We start from the raw sequence: 20,943 nt of genomic DNA on the forward strand, positions 1-20,943 counted from the left end.
GCTTAATAAATGGAAAACTCAAAAAGAACGGTCACTTGCGGCCAATTGCGCAAGGGCGATGTTGGTAAGAATGTTGTATTGAACGGATGGGTCTCTCGCTCACGGGATTTGGGCGGTCTTGTTTTTATCCAGTTGCGTGACCGCTACGGAATCACTCAGGTTATGGTGGGCGACGGGGCCAGCGAAGAAGTCAAAAAAATCGCCTCGTCTTTGAAAAGTGAATATTGTATCGCGGTGGCGGGAGTCGTTGCCGCACGAAGCGAAAAGGATGTGAATCCTGACATGGCGACCGGCGAAATCGAAGTCGAGGCAAAGGAAATCGAAATCTTCACCACGAGCCAGGAATTGCCTTTTTCAATCGAGGAAGTCCGCCAGAAGGACGGCACGGTGGTTCTTCCAAACGAAGATTTGCGCTTGAAGTACCGATATTTGGACTTGCGCCGGGAACCCATGCAGAAAAACATTATCCTGCGTTCACAGGTCACTTTTGCAACCCGCGAATATTTGACCGGCAAGGGCTTCTTGGAGATTGAAACTCCGACTTTCATCAAGTCAACTCCAGAGGGCGCGCGAGACTATCTCGTTCCCAGCCGTGTTCATCCTGGAAAATTCTATTCTTTGCCTCAGTCGCCACAGCTTTACAAGCAGCTTTTGATGGTCTCTGGCTTTGACAAATATTTCCAGATTGCCCGCTGCTACCGCGATGAGGATGCCCGTGGCGACCGACAGCCGGAATTCACCCAGATTGATATGGAGATGAGCTTCACCAACCGCGAGGAAGTCCTTGAGACCACCGAAGGACTCATGGGCTACATCTTCAAAAAGACCTTGAACTACGATTTGCCTGCAAAATTCGACCGAATCAGCTGGGACGACGCTTTTGATTTGTACGGAAGCGACAAGCCGGACTTGCGCTTTGATCTTAAAATGCAGGATGCTAGCTTCATGGCGGATTTGAGCGACTTCAACGCCTTCAAGGCTGGAGCCGCAAATGCTGACAAATCAATCGAGCGTCACAAGAGAAGCGGCCTTAAAGCCCTTGTCGTAAAGAATGTGGCCGACAAATACAGCCGCAAGATGATTGAGGCTCTTGAATCCGTGGCAAAAATCAACCACGCAAAGGGCTTGGCCTGGATGAAAGTTGACGCAGAGGGCAAATTCGAAGGCGGAATCTCAAAATTCTTCGCCGGAAAAGAGTCTGAAATCTGTGGCAAACTCGGTGCCGAAAAGAACGACCTTCTCCTTTTCGTAAGCGATGAGAAATGGCAGACAGCCTGCGTCGCTTTGGGAGCAGTGCGAAAGCAGCTGGGCAAGGATTTGAATCTCTACGACCCGAAAGATGAATTCCACTTCGCATGGATTATTGACTTCCCTTATTTCGCATGGAACGAGGACGAAAACAAATGGGAGACTGAGCACCACATGTTCACTCTTCCTCAGAAAAAATACTGGGATACGCTGGAGAGCGACCCCGGAGCCGTAAAAGGCGACCTCTACGACCTGGTTTTGAACGGCTACGAGCTGGCTTCTGGCTCTATGCGTATCAATGACCCGGCCTTGCAGCAGCGAATCTTCAAAATCGTCGGATACTCAGAAGAGCGCGCCCAGAAAGCATTCGGCTTCCTTGTTCAGGCATTCAAGTTCGGTGCACCACCACACGGCGGAATCGCACCAGGACTTGACCGCCTCGTAATGCTCATGCGCCATGAAGAGTCAATCCACGAAGTAATAGCCTTCCCGAAAAACAATTTGGCAGCTAGCCCGATGGACGAGTGCCCAAGTTTCGTTGACCAGCAGCAGTTGGATGACTTGCACTTGAAGTGTACTGAAGTAGAGAAAGATTAAGTCTGGTAGATGTAAGGCGGTACGCTTTAGCAGGCCGCCTGCAAACGGCTGAGTCAAGGCTTTAAGCGAAGCGTGCCTTGACCAGACGTACGAGCAGCAGCTTAAAGATTTGCACATCGTTTGTACTGAAATCGAAAAGGAATAAAAAACTACTTTGCTAATTTATCAAATCCTGCTAAAAGCTCTTGTGCAACCTGCAGGATTTTTTTTGCGCTTCCGGCTCTCTCGCCCTCAATATTGAGAGGAAGCACCGGGTCGTGCAGAGATTTTCGCAATAAGAGCCAGCCTTTTTTCTCGCTGTCGTCAAAAGAAATTCTTACACCTTCGTAAGACTTCGACATGACAAGCCCGGCCTTTTCTGCCCTTGCCTTGAATTCGGCAAGAACTTTGTCGCCGTAAGAGGCAAAATCTTCTGCGGTGATTTTGTAGCGGACTTCTTCGGCTTCAAGTAGCGGCTCCAGCTTTTCGATAAGGCTTGAGAGCGTCTTTCCCTGAGCGCGTGTCTTTGCCAGTGCGATGATGATTTTGACCGCGAGGTAGGCTCCGTCGTCAAGGTAGTAATTTTCTTTGAGGGCGCCGTGACCGCTGGTTTCCATAGCCAGCGGCGAAACGATTCCTTCCGAATTGAGCCGCTTGCACTCGTTGATGACATTTTTATAGCCCCGCTTGAAGCAGTGGTGCTTGAGCCCCAAATCTTTTTCAAGGAAGCGGGTCAGCCTGTCCGAGGTGACGGAGTCCGTTATAATAGTAGAATTCGGGTAATCGGGAGCGAGAATTGCCGCCACCAGCGCGATGATTGCGTCCCGGTTCACTTCGCTTCCGTCTGGAAGCACGGCTGACATCCGGTCAACATCAGTATCGAAAATCAAGCCCAAATCAGCCTTGTTTTTGAGGACGGCACTTTGGATTGACTCCATTGCCTCATTGTTTTCGGGATTGGGAATGTGATTGGGAAAAGTTCCGTCCGGCTCCAGAAACTGGCTCCCGGTCGTGTCGGCTCCCAGCGGTTCGAGAATCTTTGAGACGAAAAATCCGCCGGCTCCGTTCCCTGCGTCCACTAAGATTTTCAGGCCAGAAAGAGGCTTTTCTTTTTTACCGTCATTTTCCTGCTGGCTGATGGAATCAAATTCTTTTTTAATCTTATTTGAAAGAAATCCAGCGTAGAGGGAAATTAAATCAAATCGTTCTTCGTTTGTCGGCTGAGATTTTTCTTTAAAATTACAGCTATTTTCGAGAATATTCCTTATATCCTCGTGCTCAAGTCCTCCATTCTTGTCAAAGAATTTCAGTCCGTTGCGGTTGAAGGGGAGGTGGCTGGCCGTAATCATAATTGAGCCGTCAAAATTCGTTTCCTCAAAGACTATGCTCATGAACATGGCAGGAGTCGTAGACAAGCCGCAGTCGATGACATGCACTCCGCAGTATGAAAGCCCCGCCGCAGAGGCATAAGCAAGATTTTCTCCGGTAATGCGGGAATCCCGCCCGATGCCGATTCTAAGGGCAGAAATATCTTTGCCTGTCTTTTTTGAAAGCCAAAGGGCGAAACTTTGGGCGATTTTGTTTACGGCTTCGGAAGTAAGGTTTACATGCTCGCCGTCAATGCCTTCTATCGCAATTCCACGGATGTCGCTTCCGTTCTGGAGCTTGAGAAAATCTTTTGAGTCCATACAGCACTTCTCTTTTAAATCTTATTTTTCGTTTTCACGGAGTTTACCCAGACTTCCGCCCGGATGCCATTTGACATACTGTTTGGGGTCAAGGTCATAATCCATCTGAAGGTAGAGGCTCAGAATCTGAAGAATGAAAGTCTCCGCGATGATTGACTTTCTTCTCTCCTTTTTCGTTGCAGGAAAGAAGAAGACCCATTGAAAGAAGCGCGCACAATGACGCAGCAAGAATTTTTTTCATAATTAGCCTCCTCTGTTTATGAAAAAAAATATATAAAAGCCTCTCCTGTTGAAGCCTTTCCACCTTTTTACGGCTAAAGCCGTGACTGTATCTCAAAAGCCGCAGTCATTATTTTTTGACTGAAACTCTCGATTTTTTCTTCTGTGACGATGCTGGTAGGACCTGATGCGCTGATTGCCCCAATTAGGGAGCCGTTTCTGTCAGTTACGGGAACTCCCACACAGCGAACGCCGATTTCATGCTCGATGTTGTCAATGGCATATCCCCGTTCTTTTGATTGTTTAATGTCAGCGAGGATATCCTCTGTTTCGACTAGCGTATTTTCCGTGTATTTGATTTTTTCACCTGAGATGAGGTGCATTATTTCGTTTTCTTCCATTGATATGAGCAAAGCTTTGCCTAGTGAAGTGCAGTAATAGGGGGCCGTTTCCCCAAGAATTGAGCGGTATGGAATGTTTTTCCCGTAACTCTTTGGATATGCCGAAAAGAGATATAGAACTTTGTCTCCGTGAGGAATTCCAAAATAGACGATTGCATTTAAGTCGCTTGCCAAATCTTTTATGACCGGCACGATGAGGTTTGTGTAGGGGTAGCTGGACATGACCGTGTAGGAGAATTGCACCATCTTGAAGTCGAGGCTGTATTTTTCAGAGGTCTTATTTTTTTTGACATAGCCACATTCTTCAAGGGTGGCGAGAATATTGTAGACATTGCTTTTGTTGAGATCGAGAAGACGGGCTATTTCCGAAACGCCAAGCTCCCTTGCTTTTGGCGTGAAACATTCGAGAACTTTAAGGGCTTTATGTAATGATTTGACTTTGCCTTCCGCTTCCATAAAACTTCCTATAACTTGATTTTCATGCAGATTTTTCGGACTTTTGCCTTTTTGCCTTCGCTTGCCTTGAGACAGGGCATGTGGGCATCTTCCGGAAAGAGAATGCAGGCAATTTTGCCGCCGATTGTTACCGTTTCTTTTGCCTTTCCTGAGAGTTTGTGAAAGTCAGACTCTGGATTGTAAGGCTCAAGCTCAGAAAGAGAGGCCGTGTCTGCCCAACCAATATTCTCGCTCCCCTCTATTAGGAATTGAATGTCAATGTAGGAGCGATGAGCCTCAAAAAAACTCTCCGCTATAGATTTTGTTTCATATTCTTGAACATTTACGAATAAATCCGAGCCTTGAATTTCATGTTTTCCCAGAGAAAGAGAAATAAGATTCGTGTTTTGAATCCAGTCGAAAGCTTTTTTAAAAAGCGGGTTTAGAGAATCGTAGCGATGAAGATTTTTGAAATCTGAAACGACCATTTTGACATCCTTGTTTTACAAAACGATGTTCTGAAATAGAGAACGCTGTTTTGTAATTCTAGAATATCATGAATTTTGATATTGTCAAGAAAAATGTCGGAAAATGAGAAAAATCTTGTAAATTAGAACAAAAACGATGTAGAATAATATTGATTATTGAAAATTCTGATATGGGGCATGGGGATAAAATTGCTATTGTTGACGCAAATTTTCCGGCAAATACTAACGGAAAGCGAGTCCTTCAATTTCCTGGCATAAGGGCTGATGATTTACTCAAGGCGATTCTGCCGCTCTTTCCCCTTGACCATGTTCCTGAATATGCGGCTCGTCTCATGGATATGGATCCGAAGGATAAGGCAGCAGGGATGAGAGAGCCGGAATTGATATTATTCTCGCAAAGGGGGTTGTAAAATAAGTTTTTTCTTGGAATCTGCCTGTAGTCTTGTAATTTGAATTGTAAAAATGTAATATTGAAATAGAATGAAAATAGACTTGAAGTCTTTTGCCCCCTTGCTGCTTTTGCTTCTGCTTTTTTCTTTTTCTTCTTGCAGTAAGGCTGACCCGCGTTTTGAGCAGGCATTAGGTACAATCTGCTATGTCGATTTGTACAATCAGGGCACAGAAGCCATTTATGATGAAATTTTTGCTCGTATCGATCAGTTGAATACTGAATTCAGCCTCAATAAAGCAGAGTCTGATTTATTTAATATTAATCATTTTGCCTCTCACGAAAAGGTGTTTGTCGGGAATGATGTGTTTAAGGTTCTTGAAACAGCGCAAAAAATCGCAGCACTTACGGACGGTGCTTTTGATGTTTCGATAGAGCCTTTGGTATCCCTTTGGCATGTAAATTCACCATCCCCACATGTTGCTTCTCAATCAGAAATCGATGACTTGTTGCCCCTTGTGGATTATAAAAATATTGAACTTAATCCTGAGGAAAAATCAGTTCGGCTCTTAAAGCCTGGAATGCAGCTTGATTTTGGCGGAATAGCAAAAGGCTATGTGGCTGATGAAGTTGCAAAAATCTGTAAAAAGCATAAAATCCGCAGAGCTGTCATAGATTTAGGCGGCAATGTCTATGTATATGGAAAAAAAGCAAAAAATGCCCTGTGGAATGTCGGCGTAAAAAATCCAGAATTTCCAGATGTTTCCGCGCCTTTGCTGAAAATTTCCATTCCGCAAATGGCTGTCGTGACTAGCGGAATGTACGAGCGCTTTTTTGAAGAAGGCGAAAAACGCTATCATCATATTCTTTCCCCCAAAGATGGTTATCCAATCGAAAATGAATTGGCTTCTGTTACAGTCATTTCCGAGAATTCCATGCTTGCCGATGCTCTTACGACGGCTTTCTTTGTTCTTGGAAAACAGGCTTCCCTTGCCCTTATGCCTCGTATTGAGCAGAATTTCCGTGAAGATTTTTATGTTATCTTTATTGAAAAGAACCGAACGGTTTCATTTTCGCCAAATTTTCCTTTTGAATACAAAATTCTGTACGAAAATTGGTCATCTCTCTAAAAAATCAAATTTCCATTTTTCACTGAAAAAAATATAACTTTTTTTTCCAAAAAAAATATGAAAACTCCAGCTTTTGTGTTATACTGAATTTAGCGCGTGGTTTAAATGAGTTACGGTTTGGAAAATTTGGAAACAAGGCAACTCGAAGGCCTTGTTACGATACTCAATCAATGTACGGATTCCTTTCTCTTTGTGTTCGATTTGTCAAAAGACACTTACTTTATATCTTCGTATGCCCGCAATATTTTTAATTTCCCAGAAGAAAAAATAGAAAACGCCACGCAGGAAATCATGAAGATTGTCTACTCCGAGGATCAGCCTTCTTTGCGCGCTGACCTTGATTTGCTTAAAACTGGTAAAAAAACTGAGCACAATCTTGATTACCGTTGGGTTAACAAAAACGGAAAGCCGGTTTGGATTCGTTGCCGTGGGCGTCTTCTTCCCAATGATAATGACGAAAGCCGCATTTTGGTCGGGGAAGTCTCAATCGTCACCGATGAAGATAAGACCGACTTGCTTACTGGGCTTGCCACAGAGTCCCAGCTTCGTATTGACTTCGGCTCTGTATGGACAAAAAAGCAAAATGTTTCAGGATTTTTGCTTAAAATTGATATCGACAATCTTGGCGCAATCAATGAGCAGTATGGTGTTATGACAGGTGATGTCATCGTCTCGAAAGTCGGTGATTGTTGCCGAAAAGTCTGCTCTGGAACAGCAAAAGCCTATAAACTGTCAAGCGATGAATTTGTCTGTATGAACCTTACAGGAAAGTCTGCGCTTGTTGCTCAAAAAATGTATGAGAACTTGCGCCGCGAAATTTCAGAAGCCGAACATGGATTAGGTTACGACATCATCTTCACTGTCTCTGGCGGAATGGTTGCTTTTATGAATGATGCTTCTCAGCTTGATGGCTTATTTCGAAAAGTCAATTATTCAATAAACACGGCAAAACGAAACGGACGCAATAATCTAGTTACATTCAATGCGGTTGATTATACACAGCATCTAAAAACCCTTGATTTTCAGGAAAAAATCCGAGATTCAATCCGAAATGATTTTTCTGGATTCGAATTGTATTACCAGCCTGTCGTCGATGCAAAAAATCTTTACCTTGATGTTGATAAAACTGTCCTCAATGTCATCGGTTGCGAAGCCCTCATCCGCTGGACTTGTCCTGGTTACGGTATCCTTACGCCTGATGAATTCATCCCTATTTTGGAACGAACTGGCATGATTGTTTCGGTCGGCCGATGGATTTTGCGTACGGCTTTTATGCAATGCGCTGAATGGAACCGTCTGCAAAAAGATTTTCGGGTGAGCGTAAACCTCTCCTTCATTCAAGTCAAAAAGAGTGATATTTTGCGGGATGTTGAGACGGCTCTGCTTATTTCCGAGGTCAACCCCAAGAATGTCACGCTTGAACTCACCGAGAGTGGATATATAGACAATGGCGATGAATTGCAGGCGCTTACAGAGGCTTTCTCAAAACTTGGAGTAAATGTTGACATCGATGATTTTGGTACAGGCTATTCAAATCTTCGTTACTTGCAATATCTCAAGGCAAACACTCTAAAGCTCGACTACACATTCGTTCAAAAAGCGACTGCTGGCAATGAAGGCGACCGCAAGATTATCAAGCATATTACTCAAATGGCTCACGAACTTGGAATGCTAGTCTGCATGGAAGGAATTGAAGAAAAGAGCGATATCGAGAAGCTTATTGAGTATGGACCAGATAAATTCCAGGGCTTCTATTTCGGTCGCCCATGCAACAATATAGATTTCCGTGAGCACCATTTGCGCCTTGATGTAAACAAAGATGTTTACAAAAAGACGAAATAATCTTAAATATAGTGCTTCAAATCCACCTTATCAAATGATTTTGTTTTAACTGCTACGATGTAGCTTCCTGTTATAGCAGAAAGGGCATCGAATGCCCCTGCAAAACTGCAAAGAATCGGCATCATAGGGCGCAAAAGCAGGTATCCAGCTTCAAATCCGCGGCCATACATTGCGCATATAACAGTGAGTGCGACAAATGTGCCTCCTTGCGGGAATGAACCGAGAGCGAATGAAGTGACGAGCGCCACTCCAAAAATCCATGACACATCAAAAAATGTGAATCCAAGTGGCGTATAAGAGCGGAAAATCGTTACGAAACAAATTGTAGAGACAAGAGCCGTGCCTCCCCTTGCAAAAATCGAAAAGAGGGGGAGAGAGAAATTGTTTGTCTCATCGTGGATACCGAGGCTTTCTTTTGTGTGACGGCTTGCCGTGAGTAAGGTTAGATTTGAGTCGCCGGAGAAAAATCCTGTTATTATAGGACAAATGCTGGCGTAGAGAATATGGTAGGGGTGTAAGTCCTTACAAAGAAAACGCAAAATAATTGGATAGATTACTCCCGCGACAATTATAAAATCCGCAAGGAGCATTACGAAAATCGGAACAAAGGTAGTGACTGAGAAAATGGAGCGAGCCTGAAGCATCCAATAACAAGAAATGGCAATCATTCCAACGGAAAGCCATTCAACGAAAAATGCCGACATGGTTTGGCATACTTTCATCGCAGACTCAAACAAACTCAAGACGGGTTTTGAGTCGTTGATATCAGACGCACATGCACCTCCTGCGAAGGCTGCGATTACAAATACAGGAAGCAGAAAAAGCCCGTTCTTGAGTGCGTCAAAACCAGAGTAGGGGAAAGTGCTGAAAATCATCTCTTTGATGTTAATTGTCGGGTCTTCGGAAATCTTTTCGCCTGTGATTGGAATTCGAGGCAAAGAAACGATAAGAATCGTAATCAGACCGAGTAGAAGCAAAATAAGGGTTGACCCGATGATTGTGCTGGCTGTCCACAGGCTTGTCTTCATAATGCGCTTTTTGTTGCGCAAATTGTACATGGACATTGCCGTTCCGAAGAAAATGAGCGGAATGAGCGAATATCGACCAAAACGAACGGCAAATTCCGAAATGCTTGACACTGCGGATTCTACCTGCGGAATGTTAAGCGGAAGAATAAAAGCTGCAATAATACCGAGCAGCGTTCCAATTATGTATTTAATCCAAACTTTCATGAAGTCATTATAACAAATTGCAAGAGAATCTACCACCTGTTAAAAAAATATGCTATAATTGTCCGCTATGGGAAAGATGATTTTATTTGCCGGTAAGGAACTTCCTGCCGGAAACGATATTGCGTCGGGAGCTTCTTTTCAGGGGCGTAAAGTAATTGCGACGAGTTCTGTGCTTGCCGATGGTGAAGAACATGCTAATACAAGTGGTGTGATTGCAGTTTCGTGGAACAGAGGTTCAGCTCTTTCTTGTCGCTCTCTTGCCCTCAAATGTGAAAATGAAGGCGGTCTTGACGAAGCTGTTCTCATTTTCGATGAGTTTTATTTTGCGACAAAGTACCGGGATTCAAATATCAATGCGCAAATTATCGAAGAGCTAATTGCAAGCTATCAGTATCTTGCTCAGGAATTGGTCTCTCGTTTTGCCCGATTTCCTGAAAAAGTTGGAAAAATCGCTTTCATTCACAAATCCAATTATGGTCTCGCTGACGGAATTAATTCTTCTTCTCTTAGGTCTTCTGGAGTGGAGCTTTCAAATCCGATTGTTGCTTCTGCAAGCGGAGCATTCAAGGCTTTCGCTGAGAATATGGCCGCTGAACTGGCAGAGGGAAATTCCGTCATTCCGATTCTAGTCTCTTGCGAGCCGAACAACGACCTTTCAAAGAGAGACTCTTCTCTTTCTGTCTGGCTTTGCGAATATATGGACGCAATCGACAATCTCAAAAAGCCCCTTTCTCCAAAACAGAAAGTCGCCTGGGTCAAGGCCGGGGCAAAAAGTCCGTCAGGTTTGGGAATTCTGGGATTTTAAATGGACTATTCAAATCCTTTAATCGTACAGAGTGACAGAACCCTTCTCCTTGATGTGCATGCGAGTCGCGCCGAAGATTGCCGGAACGCGCTGATTCCTTTTGCCGAGCTTGAGCGTTCGCCCGAACATTTGCATACTTACAGGCTTACGCCCCTTTCCTTGTGGAATGCTAATGCGGCGGGTTTTTCTCCAGAAGACGCGGTGAATGTCCTCCACGAATTTGCTCGCTACGATGTTCCCCAGGCCGTCGAGATGTGGATTCGGGAGACCGCCGGCCGTTTCGGAAAATTGCGCCTGGTGCCGGCTCCATGGATAGAAGTTGAAAAACAGAAAATCGAATATCTTTATCTCGTAACGGAAAGCATTCCTGTTTTTAAGGAAATTGCGGCCAGCGCGGTGGGGCGGAAGTATCTTACCCTTGCCGAATACGAGCAGCCTCAGGACGAGCTGATGAAGCAGACTGTGGTGAGCGAAGAAGAAAAATCCCACTGTTTCCGCCTTGCCCTCACTGACCGGGGAACGATTAAGCAGGAACTTTTGCGCATGGGCTGGCCTGTTAAGGACGATGTTCCCCTCATTGACGGTGAGCCTCTGGAAATCAATCTCCGGGAGACCACTCTTTCGGGTAAGCCCTTTCTTTTGCGCCAGTACCAGAAAGAAGCCGCTTCTGCCATCGTGGGCAACAAAGGCCCCGGAACAGGCTTCGGCACCATTGTTCTTCCTTGTGGTGCGGGTAAAACAATCGTGGGCATGACGGTCATGGATCTTCTCAAAACCAGCACTTTAATCGTCACCACGAACATTTCCGCCGTCCACCAGTGGATTGAAGAGCTCAAAGACAAAACCAATCTGACTGACGAGGACATAGCCGAGTACACTGGCGAAAACAAGACAATCAAGCCCGTTACCGTGGCCACTTATCAGATTCTCACATGGCGGCCCGAAAAGGACGGTCCTTATCCTCATTTTTCTTTGTTCCGAAAGCGAAATTGGGGCCTTATCATTTACGATGAGGTTCACACCCTGCCGGCTCCTGTTTTCCGTGTCGCCGCAGAGATTCAGGCAGTGCGCCGGGTCGGTCTTACGGCAACCCTTGTCCGCGAGGACGGCTGCGAGGGCAATGTTTTCTCTCTTGTAGGCCCAAAGCGATACGATGTTCCCTGGAAGGACTTGGAGACCAGCGGTTTTATCGCTACGGCAGAATGTATTGAAGTGAGAATTGATCTGGGCGAAGAAAAAGAAATTGAATACGCCGTGGCAGATTTGCGCAAAAAGCACAGAATCGCCAGCGAAAATCCCAAAAAGCCCGAATTTGTCAAAATGCTGGTGGAAAAATCCCCTCAGGACAAGATTCTTGTCATCGGTCAGTATTTGAGCCAGCTGGACGAACTTTCAAAAATGCTTTCTTGCCCGATTATCACTGGGAAAACTCCAAACGATGAGAGGGATAAAATCTACGCTGATTTTAGAAGTGGCAAAATCCGTGTCCTCGTTGTAAGTAAAGTTGCCAACTTTGCGATTGATTTACCTGATGCCAGCATGGCAATTCAGGTGAGCGGAACATTCGGCAGCCGTCAGGAAGAGGCCCAGCGATTGGGGCGAATCTTGCGTCCGAAAGAACGAAAATCCCGCTTCTTCACACTGATTACACGAAACACCGTAGAAGAAGAATTTGGTTCCAACCGTCAGAAATTTCTGGCGGAGCAGGGCTACCAGTACCGGCTCCTGCGCTGCAAGGACGCGGCGGACTTGGGCGAATATTTGGATGGCGAGCAGGTTTGTTTAAAATAAGGAGTGAATTATGACATTAGATCCCAAAGTACAGAGAATCATCGACTGGCGGGAGAGCATAGCCGTCCTGCCTGATAATCATTTTTTCGAGATTATCCGCATGTATTTGGGTGAAATCAAGACTCCTTTCAACAAGCAGAAACTCATCGAGGAGCTGGGGGCTTTTATCCGCAAGGAAGAAAGCCGAAAAACGCTGGTTTCCTTGCTCAGCGAGACCGATTTGCGCATTATTTCGGCGGTCAAGTACATTTCCCGCGCTACTCTTGAAAAACTCTTTTCTTTTTTTGCAGGTTCCTTTTCTTACGCCGAATTGTATGAGCGTATTCTGAATCTTGAGGAACGCCTTATTCTTTATCGAAAGACTGATAAAAACACGGACAAAACAATTATTCTTCTTAATCCTCATCTTGAAGACGATCTTGAGCCTTACACGAAGCAGACCGTTCTTCTTGAAAATCCTGATTATGCAGAGCTTTCTTATGAAACTCCTTCCAAGCTCAGTCCGGAGCTGATTGCAGCCTTTATTTCTTTCATCAACAAAAATCAAGATTTGTGCAAGGCTGACGGTACATTTAAAAAGCGAACCCAGGCTGAAATCGAACGACTTTTTCCTTCCAAGACGGAGCTTCTTTTTAATCTTACCAAGGCTTTTATCAATTTGTCTCTGCTTAGGGAAATTCCTGACGGTTACGAAATCGACAAAACTAAATTGCTGGCTTTTGCCCGGCTGGATCCTCGCTTGCAGTACGCATATTTGTGCGTTGCCAGTCAGGGGCGCTTTTCTCGTAACGGATTGATTCGGCAGGCAAAATTGCTGCTTGATGTTGCGACTTCAATTCCTCACGGAGGCTTTTCACGAAGTATAATTTTAAGACTTGCGCATATCATTTCTGAAGATCAGAGTGATGCGGCGGGGCTTTCGTCTTTTGGCTCGACTTCCCGTTTTAATTCAATCCTGAACCGGGCGAAAAACATTGACTCGGCAATCGTCGAGCATGAGGGGGATTTGTCTTCCGTTTTGGACAGGCTGATTGATTGCGCTTCACTTTTCGGGATTCTTTCAAAAAAAGGAGTCGATGTAAAAGGCGAGGAGATTTTTGTTTCCGGTGCGATTTTTGACGAGAACGAAAAATTTGAAGACAGACCAAAATGCCTGAGTGTTGACGCGGGATTTACCGTAACCATTTTGCCTGGCCTTTCCCTGGAAAATCTTATTCCCCTCATGGATTTCATGGAATTGCGCCAGTTCGACACGGCGGCGGTTTTTGAAATCAACCGAAAGTCTGTAATGCGGGGCTTTGATGCAGGTTTAAGCGAGAACAGAATTTTCTCCCTTCTCAAAAAATACAGTCCTTATGAAATTCCCCAGAACCTTGAAATTTCTGTGGATGACTGGAGCCGCTCATATTCATCTGCCACGATTTACAAGGGCTATGTCCTTCAGGTCAGTGCAGAAAATGCGGCCATGACAGAAAACAATCCCGCAATTTCTCCCTTTATCGCACAAAAATTGGGCGCGGGAATTTACCTGCTTTCGGTTGAAAGCGACGAACAGGCGGCGAATATTATCGCACGGAGCGGACTGGATTTCATCGGAAAAATCAAAACTCCCGAAAAGAATTATGAAAGCGTGGGCTTCCCGGAATTTGAAGTTCCGCAAAAAACAGATCGCTATGACTCGGATGAAGAGGCCAAGCCTACATCAGACAAAGAGAGAGCTGCCCATTTTGAGGCCATGCGTGCCTGCCTTGAAAGCATGAACATTCCCCCCGAAAAAAAAGAAGGTCTTGAGGAGCGAATTCAGCATAAAATCATCCTTTCTCCAGTGCAACTTCGCGCCGATAGCGTAAAGTATGAGCGGTTTGAGGCCGGTGGCATGGATTTTTCGGGAAAAGTCCACATCATTGAGGATTCAATCGCAAATAACTGTATGGTGGAGCTTCAGTTCGGGGAGCGCATAATCGTAGGCGTGCCGATTTCTCTTTCAAAAGAGGGGAGCGACGCCACTGTTCTCATGCGGGTAAACCCTGAGCGGGTGGATGAAGAGTCTCTTGTTAAGGAATTTGCCGTAGGTCAGGCGAAATTCGTCAAGCGGATTCGGGGAAGCGTGCTGAGGTAATGGGCACTGCTGAAGTCATGATGCGTAATGCAAAATGATGAATGTGATTCACACTTCCTCACTTTCTACGCCTCGTTTATAGGCGCGTGCGATTTCCAAGAATGCGGTGAGTTGTGCGGGCGAGAGTGCGTTCAGAATCGTGTTGATTTCTTTTTTCTGCCATTCGGATTTTGTGTTCGTTTTTGAGACGGGCACATTCTTATCAGTCCCAAGCACAAGGTATTCCACCGTTGTGTTGAGCACCTGCGCCATTTTTACCGCCACATCCGCCGCAGGAATTGAGCCACGGTAGAGGTACATGCCGAGTGTTCCGATATTGATTCCAACTTTTTGCGCGAATTCCTTATTTGAAAGCCCTTGATAATTCAATTCTTCTGTAAGTCGCTCTTTAAACGATTTTTCTACATCAGACATGGAAAAAATCTAACATGATTATGGTTTTACAATTTGACAGGTGATGTAATTGATATTAAAATAAGATGTAATTACATAATATAAAATTGTGTAATTGAAATACATTTTCCCATTCGAGGGTAAACAAGGAGATTCTTTATGAAACTTTTTTCACACAAAATGTTCGGTTTTGCTTTACTGTTGTCTTTGCTCGCTTTTATCAGTTGTCAGACAGAAATGGAACTTACAGAAAGTATTGATTCATACCAATTTGAGGAAAGTTATAAAACGCCAAATATGGAATTCATCGGATTCAAGGCGGGCGACGCACAGTGGGGTAATTCTTCGCGCACGGATTGGGGGCAGATAAAAAACACGCAGTCGATTCGGTCTGTTGGTTCTGCCCTGCAGTTTGGCGGAATCGCGGTTGACGAAAGCAGTTCTTATTTCGGCGTCTATAGTTTTCAGGAAATCAAAGAATACAAGAACAAAAAACGATACATCACTTTTATTGAAATTCCTGACTTTGATTTGACCTACACGACAAATGAGATGGACGGTGCGAGAATCGCGGGAATTGTTTTTTGTAGTACGGGAGTCGGTCTTCCAATCGGACTTTTGCTTATTGCCCATCCGTATAAAACAACAATGTATATGAAGACAAATGCAAACATCTATGTGTATGACGCGCAAATCAAGGAAATCATCTACAAAAAGAATGTTTCCTCAACTGCCGAAAAAGAATTTAAAGGTATTTGGTACCGTTCGTCAGAAATCGGAAAACAGAAGATTTATGATTACTTCGCAAGTATCATGGCGAACGAGTTGCTGAAAGAATATGACAATGTGAAGAAAAGCCCGCAGTTTAAAGATACTTTATACTAATGAATCGGCATTTTATTTTCCCGCTACTTGCGCTCGTAATTTCACCGTGAACGGAATCGCGAGCGTGGTGGCTGGACTGTCTACACATTCTGCAAAAGATGCGGGATAAGTGAATTGTCGAGCACTTCAAACGCAAAGCATTTCTTTCCCAAGTCTTTGAGCGACGCGCCGATGTGGTAGAGCGTTTTTTGGTCGATAATCAGGAATCGGTCGTGCATTTTCGCCGTGTGATTTACGGTCAGGCTCGGATATTGCGCGTTGAATTTCTGAATGTCCTGTGCGGTCAGAGGCGTTTTCGGGGCGGTAAAAATAGTGACGGTCACATTTGCTTGCTTTTTCGCGAGCCGCTCCAAAACGCTTAAATCGACATAGTTATCCACCAAAATGATTTCTTTCTGTGCCTGCGCGATAAAAGATTCAAATTTCGCGTAGGCATCGAAAATCTGCCCTTGAAAAAAAATGCCCTGCGTGTCGTTTACATGGTACTTGTCAAGGAGCGTGAAGATTTCCGAGACTTTTTTGTCGGTTTCTTTTTGATGAATGTCTGATTCGAGCAGATGCTTTTTTATCCCGTCGATTTCCACGAAGAGATTTGCGTTGTTTTGAAGAAAATGCTTCATTTCCTTGAACATTCTGATGAGCATTTTGCTTTGCGTGACGGCAAGTTCGCCTTTCAGCACGGTCATGAGCATGTAAATTCCCTGCTCAGTGAATGCGTACGGAAGAACTCTGCTCATTTTACTATAATTTGCGGTCAAAAAATTTGACCGCAAATTATCCGTTTCTGCTTCTGTCAACTGAAAGCGAAAATCTTCATCAAAGCGGTCGATGTTGTTTTTCACCTGTTGATTAAAGGCTTTCGTTGTGTATCCGTAAATTTCAGCAAGCTCAAAGTCAAGCATGACTTGCAGACCTCGGATTGTGTAGATTTTGTCTTTTAGCTTTTCTGTGTCGTATAAAGAAATTTCCGTGTTCATTCTTCCCCCACAATCTCTAGAATTTCCGCGCCAAATTTCTCCACTTTCTTTTCGCCGAGTCCGTGAACATCGAAAAGAGCGGTTTCAGTCCGAGGCTTTTTTGCCGCGATGTCGTTCAAGGTTTTGTCGCCGAAAATCACATAAGGCGGCACATTCATTTCTTCGGCTTTTCGCTTGCGCCATTTTTTGAGTTCGGCTTGAATTCGCTTTGCTTCGTCATCGTCACCAAAGTCAACTTCCTTTTTATGAAGAACGAAACCTGTTTTTTGAGATTCTGAAATAAATTCAGAATGACGAGCGGCTTGCGACCACGCTGGTTTTTTCTTTTCGGGCTTGGGGAACATCATTCCGCCCGCGCTTCCCACGCTCGCGCGATATTTCGGGGAAAATGTTCCTTCTGCTTGCAAATCGCTTGAAGCCGCCGCTCCGCTCGCATTTTTCGGCAAATTGAACGGCAGCATGATTTTGTCGCGGTTTTTTAGAGCGGCAAGTCCGTCATTCGTGAGCATGAGAATGTTGTAGTCGCCGTACTTTGTCACGAAATTCTTTTCGATTAAAAGATTCGCAAGTTCATGCCATTGATTTTTGTCGAGTTCGCGCCCGATTCCCCAAGTCGAGACCATATTGTGCCCGTTTTCGAGGATTCGCTTGTTCCGTGAGCCGAGCAAAACATCAATCACATACGCCGCACCGAATCTGCTCCCCGTGCGAATAATGCAACTCATGAATTTCTGGCACGGAATCGTCATGTCAATTTCGGGCATCGGTCCCATGTCGCACAAATCACAGCACCGCTCATTTTTGCCCTCATAATTCTCGCCGAAATACGAAAGAAGAAGTTTCCGCCTGCATGTGCGCCCGGTGGCGTAAGAAATCATTCCCTGTAAGAGCCTTTCGCACCGCTCCTTGTCCGCCGCCTCCGAAAAAAGATAGCGGATTTTGTGAATGTCCCCCGCCGAGTAGAGAAGAAGGGCTTCGCTTTCTAAGCCGTCCCGCCCGGCTCGTCCGATTTCCTGATAATATTGCTCCAGAGATTTCGGCATGTCGTAGTGGATTACAAATCGCACATTGGGCTTATCGATTCCCATTCCAAAAGCCAGAGTCGCCACCATAATCTGCACCTGGTCGCGGATAAATTTTGTCTGATGGTCGGCTCTCACCTCGTCCCTAAGCCCCGCGTGATAATTCAGCACGGAATAGCCCAGTTTGTCCAGCTTTTCGGTCAGCTCGTCCACCTGCCTTTTTGAAAAGCAATAGATGATGCCGCTTTCATCCCGGTGACGGCGAATGCATTCAACAACCTGATCCAGTGCATTTCGGTTTTTCTGCCTTACATCGAGGAAAATGTTGGGTCTGTCAAAACTTGAAACCAAAACCGCGGGATTTTTCAGCCTGAGATTTTTGATGATGTCTTCCCTCACGCTCAAAGTGGCCGTCGCCGTGAGAGCGAGGAAAACCGCGTCCTTAAACTGACTTCGCAGGGCGGAAATTTCAAGATAGTCCGGCCTAAAGTCATGCCCCCACTCAGAAACGCAGTGAGCCTCGTCAATGGTAATGCAGCTCACCGTCACCCTGGAATCGTGGAGCAGGTCATTGATTTTGGAAGTCACAAGAGTTTCCGGGGCTACATAAAGAAGCTTAGTTTCCCCCCGGCGAATGGAATTCATGGAATCCTTGTAATCTTCCCACTCCACCGTAGAATTAAGGAAGACCGCCTTGACCCCCGCCGCATTAAGAGCGGCCACTTGATCCTGCATAAGGGAAATGAGTGGAGAGACTACCACAGTAATCCCCTCAAAAATCAGAGCCGGAATCTGATAGCAAAGAGACTTTCCGCCCCCGGTAGGCATAATAGCCAGCGTGTCCTTTTTAGCAAGCACATTAGAGATAATATCTTTTTGAAGCAGCCTGAAAGAGTCATATCCAAAAACCGATTTCAAAACCTCTTCCGGCGATTTATTAGTATAGTCCATTTTTTCCTTTTTTATATATAAGCGAGAATAACAAAAAAACTAAACAGTAGATGCAAAAAATATGCGGGAGTGGACGCATATTTTTTGTGTGAGACCGTAATTTTTCTATTGTAATTCTATCACAAATCTCTTGCATTGTTTTTCTTTTTTTGTTATTCTAACACCACTTGCCGGGTTGGTGAAATGGTAGACACTACAGACTCAAAATCTGTTGCCTTCACGGGCGTCTGAGTTCGAGTCTCAGACCCGGTAAAATCTTAACTTGCAGTAATTCTCGTGCTGCAAGTTTTTTTATTTTAAAATATTGAATCAGACTCGAACTCCGAAGTGAGCGCCGACCAAGGGGAGGATGAGCCTGCACGGATGCAGGCGGAAGCGAACGGAGGCGCCGCGGCGGGAGAAAACATGAGGTTTTCGACCATAGCGGTTCGAGTCTCAGACCCGGTAGAATCTTAACTTGCAGTAATTCTCGTGCTGCAAGTTTTTTTTTGCGCCAATTAACTGTCTGCCGCCCTTTCGCCCTTCGCTAAGCGCTCATAGCGTCGTTCGCTTCGCTCACTATGCTACTTCGGGGCTCCACGGCGGGGCGTGCTTTTTCTCTTCACCTTTAATCTCCCTCTCCAAATTCCGCCATTGCTCCGCTGCTCTTTCTCAGCCGAATCGCCTCAAGCAGATGCACTGTCTTAATCTGCTCGCTTCCGCTCATGTCCGCAATCGTGCGTGAAAGTTTCAGGATCGAACTCACCGCCCGCTGGGAAAAATCATTGTTAAAAATCGCCGTGTCGAGAATCGTTTGCTCATCCCTTCCCAGTTTGCAGAAATCGAGGATTTCCTGAGGAGAAAGACAGGCATTTTTCTTTCCCTGCCGCTTCCGTTGAATCGCCGTAGCCACAGCGATTTCTTTCCTAAGTTCCGATGTCGTGACCCTTTCTTTATCGCTTTTATCTATATATCTTTTAATTTTTCCGCAATCCTGACAATTTTCCTGTTCAGTGCAGGCCTCGCAGGGATGAATTTTCTCTGCAATGGCGGCTTCCTGAGCCTCATTCTCCACATTTACCCGTATATCGATTCTGTCTAGGAGAGGGGCAGAGAATTTCTTCCAATACTGAGCCACGGCTTTCGCGCTGCACATACAGACCCTGCTTTTTGAGCTGTAATTTCCGCAGGGGCAGGGATTCGTGGCGAGCAAAAGCTGAAATCTTGCGGGGTAGATTGTGGTGCGCCCCGCACGGCTGATTGAAATTGAGCCTGTCTCAATGGGAACTCGAAGCATTTGCAGGACAGAAGTGCGGAATTCTGCCGCCTCGTCTAAAAAGAGGACTCCGTTATGGGCGAGGGAAATTTCCCCAGGCCGGCAGTTGACGCCTCCGCCGCACACGCCTTCAAGGGTCGCGCTTTGGTGGGGCATTCTGAAGGGCGGAATTCTCATCAAGGGCTGGCTGGGACTTAAAAGACCTGCGATTGAGTGAATCCTCGTTATGCTCTGGGCTTCTTCCACTGTCAAAAGAGGCAGCAATTCCGAAAAGCGGCTGAGGGCAAGGGTCTTCCCGCAACCGGGCGCTCCGAATGCGAGAAGATTATGCCCGCCTGCCGCCGCAATCTGTAAGGCACGAATCAAATTTTTCTGATGAAGAATATCACTGAAATTAATGCCAGCCGTCTCTGGCGGAAAGAGAACTCCCTTGACCTCAACGCAATCTTTAGGCACAAAGGCCTGAGTCGTATCGTCCGCTAGGGAAGTGAATAAATCCGGCTTTAAAAGCGCATCGTAGGCTTCCGTAAGGTTCATGGCACCGAAGACTTTCATGCCTGCGACTTCCCTCGCTTCCGCCGCGTTAGATGCCGCCACTACGCATTTCGTGATTCCCGCCTGAAAAGCCGTGCTTGCCGCCGCATGAACTGCCTTAACCGGCCGGATTGTTCCTGAAAGCTCCAGCTCGCCCATCACAAGAACAGGCTCTTTGTCAAAATCCTTTTTTTCATCCTGAGCTGCAAGGACTGCCAGGGCCAGGGCAAGGTCAAAACCCGCCCCCTCTTTTTTTAAATCAGCGGGGGAGAGGGAAATCAGAACCCGCTCCATGGGAAAATCAAATCCCGAATTGCGAATGGCGGACCTCATCCGTTCACGGGATTCTTTTACCGCATTGTCGGCCAGTCCCACGATGTCGATTGCCGGAATGCCCCGCCGTAAATCAACCTCAACTGTCACAAGCGAACCTTCATAACCAAATGGCGAAAATGAAAAAATTGTCATATATTTCTCCTGTAATCACTTTTATATAGTGAAAAAAAATCAGTTTTCGGTAATGCAGAATGAAAATAAAAATAAAATTTGGAGATTTTGAAATTC

The 20,943-nt window shown here is 45.5% G+C and carries 17 protein-coding genes and 1 tRNA gene; 9 read left to right on the forward strand and 9 right to left on the reverse strand.

Annotated elements, in window-relative coordinates; all coding sequences use genetic code 11:
- Positions 1–9 precede the first annotated feature (9 nt).
- Positions 10–1,845, forward strand: a complete 1,836-nt coding sequence (aspS, locus tag B2089_RS08455; RefSeq protein WP_296324609.1) for an aspartate--tRNA ligase — start codon at positions 10–12, stop codon at positions 1,843–1,845.
- A gap of 149 nt (positions 1,846–1,994) precedes the next feature.
- On the opposite strand, the gene B2089_RS08460 is transcribed toward aspS, so the two are convergent.
- The 4 genes from B2089_RS08460 to B2089_RS08475 all read right to left on the reverse strand — a co-directional run bounded on the left by B2089_RS08460 (position 1,995) and on the right by B2089_RS08475 (position 5,055).
- The gene (locus B2089_RS08460) at positions 1,995–3,512 is read right to left on the reverse strand and encodes a phosphomannomutase/phosphoglucomutase (protein WP_296324621.1); all 1,518 of its coding nucleotides are present in this window, start codon (positions 3,510–3,512) and stop codon (positions 1,995–1,997) included.
- A 94-nt stretch (positions 3,513–3,606) separates the two neighbouring features.
- A complete protein-coding gene (locus B2089_RS08465; protein ID WP_296324623.1) occupies positions 3,607–3,753 on the reverse strand; it encodes a hypothetical protein in 147 nt (48 codons plus the stop codon).
- A 73-nt stretch (positions 3,754–3,826) separates the two neighbouring features.
- Positions 3,827–4,588, reverse strand: a complete 762-nt coding sequence (locus tag B2089_RS08470) for an IclR family transcriptional regulator (protein WP_296324625.1) — start codon at positions 4,586–4,588, stop codon at positions 3,827–3,829.
- A gap of 8 nt (positions 4,589–4,596) precedes the next feature.
- The gene (locus B2089_RS08475) at positions 4,597–5,055 is read right to left on the reverse strand and encodes a YhcH/YjgK/YiaL family protein (protein ID WP_296324628.1); all 459 of its coding nucleotides are present in this window, start codon (positions 5,053–5,055) and stop codon (positions 4,597–4,599) included.
- A gap of 149 nt (positions 5,056–5,204) precedes the next feature.
- Here B2089_RS08475 and B2089_RS08480 point away from each other — a divergent pair, with 149 nt between their 5' ends.
- The 3 genes from B2089_RS08480 to B2089_RS08490 all read left to right on the forward strand — a co-directional run bounded on the left by B2089_RS08480 (position 5,205) and on the right by B2089_RS08490 (position 8,415).
- Positions 5,205–5,465, forward strand: coding sequence for an RbsD/FucU domain-containing protein (locus B2089_RS08480; protein ID WP_296324632.1), 261 nt, complete (start codon positions 5,205–5,207; stop codon positions 5,463–5,465).
- A gap of 70 nt (positions 5,466–5,535) precedes the next feature.
- On the forward strand, positions 5,536–6,573 hold the full coding sequence (locus B2089_RS08485; RefSeq protein WP_296324635.1) for an FAD:protein FMN transferase: 1,038 nt from the start codon (positions 5,536–5,538) through the stop codon (positions 6,571–6,573).
- Positions 6,574–6,690: 117 nt separating this feature from the next.
- On the forward strand, positions 6,691–8,415 hold the full coding sequence (locus B2089_RS08490; RefSeq protein ID WP_296686778.1) for a GGDEF and EAL domain-containing protein: 1,725 nt from the start codon (positions 6,691–6,693) through the stop codon (positions 8,413–8,415).
- A gap of 2 nt (positions 8,416–8,417) precedes the next feature.
- Here B2089_RS08490 and B2089_RS08495 read toward each other — a convergent pair whose 3' ends face one another.
- Positions 8,418–9,647 carry a dicarboxylate/amino acid:cation symporter gene (locus B2089_RS08495; protein ID WP_296324650.1) on the reverse strand — a complete coding sequence of 410 codons (1,230 nt, stop codon included), beginning with the start codon at positions 9,645–9,647 and terminating at the stop codon, positions 8,418–8,420.
- Positions 9,648–9,714: 67 nt separating this feature from the next.
- Between B2089_RS08495 and B2089_RS08500 the strand changes: the two genes are divergently transcribed.
- From B2089_RS08500 to B2089_RS08510, 3 genes are read left to right on the forward strand one after another with little or no spacing between them, the layout of a single operon-like run.
- Positions 9,715–10,452: a hypothetical protein gene (locus B2089_RS08500; protein ID WP_296324653.1), complete on the forward strand. Its 738-nt coding sequence runs from the start codon at positions 9,715–9,717 to the stop codon at positions 10,450–10,452.
- Complete coding sequence (locus B2089_RS08505) at positions 10,453–12,243, forward strand: DNA repair helicase XPB (protein WP_296324656.1); 1,791 nt, start codon at positions 10,453–10,455, stop codon at positions 12,241–12,243.
- 10 nt (positions 12,244–12,253) lie between these two features.
- Positions 12,254–14,362, forward strand: a complete 2,109-nt coding sequence (locus tag B2089_RS08510; protein WP_296324659.1) for a helicase-associated domain-containing protein — start codon at positions 12,254–12,256, stop codon at positions 14,360–14,362.
- A 48-nt stretch (positions 14,363–14,410) separates the two neighbouring features.
- On the opposite strand, the gene B2089_RS08515 is transcribed toward B2089_RS08510, so the two are convergent.
- Positions 14,411–14,776: a helix-turn-helix domain-containing protein gene (locus B2089_RS08515; protein WP_296324662.1), complete on the reverse strand. Its 366-nt coding sequence runs from the start codon at positions 14,774–14,776 to the stop codon at positions 14,411–14,413.
- 138 nt (positions 14,777–14,914) lie between these two features.
- Here B2089_RS08515 and B2089_RS08520 point away from each other — a divergent pair, with 138 nt between their 5' ends.
- Positions 14,915–15,640 carry a hypothetical protein gene (locus B2089_RS08520; RefSeq protein WP_296324664.1) on the forward strand — a complete coding sequence of 242 codons (726 nt, stop codon included), beginning with the start codon at positions 14,915–14,917 and terminating at the stop codon, positions 15,638–15,640.
- 80 nt (positions 15,641–15,720) lie between these two features.
- Here the strand turns inward: B2089_RS08520 and B2089_RS08525 are convergent, their stop codons facing one another.
- Together B2089_RS08525 and B2089_RS08530 are read right to left on the reverse strand one after the other, a co-directional pair.
- Complete coding sequence (locus B2089_RS08525; RefSeq protein WP_296324666.1) at positions 15,721–16,617, reverse strand: ORF6N domain-containing protein; 897 nt, start codon at positions 16,615–16,617, stop codon at positions 15,721–15,723.
- Positions 16,614–18,590 (reverse strand): RecQ family ATP-dependent DNA helicase, encoded by a 1,977-nt coding sequence (locus tag B2089_RS08530; protein WP_296324670.1) that lies wholly within the window; start codon positions 18,588–18,590, stop codon positions 16,614–16,616. Before B2089_RS08530 ends, B2089_RS08525 begins: the two co-directional genes overlap by 4 nt.
- A 169-nt stretch (positions 18,591–18,759) precedes the next feature.
- On the opposite strand from B2089_RS08530, the gene B2089_RS08535 reads away from it, so the two are divergent.
- Positions 18,760–18,842 (forward strand) — tRNA-Leu (locus B2089_RS08535).
- A gap of 355 nt (positions 18,843–19,197) precedes the next feature.
- On the opposite strand, the gene B2089_RS08540 is transcribed toward B2089_RS08535, so the two are convergent.
- Positions 19,198–20,847 (reverse strand): YifB family Mg chelatase-like AAA ATPase, encoded by a 1,650-nt coding sequence (locus B2089_RS08540; RefSeq protein WP_296324672.1) that lies wholly within the window; start codon positions 20,845–20,847, stop codon positions 19,198–19,200.
- Positions 20,848–20,943 lie beyond the last annotated feature (96 nt).

The sequence above is a fragment of the Treponema sp. UBA3813 genome (assembly GCA_002368605.1).
Classification (GTDB): Bacteria; Spirochaetota; Spirochaetia; order Treponematales; family Treponemataceae; genus Treponema_D.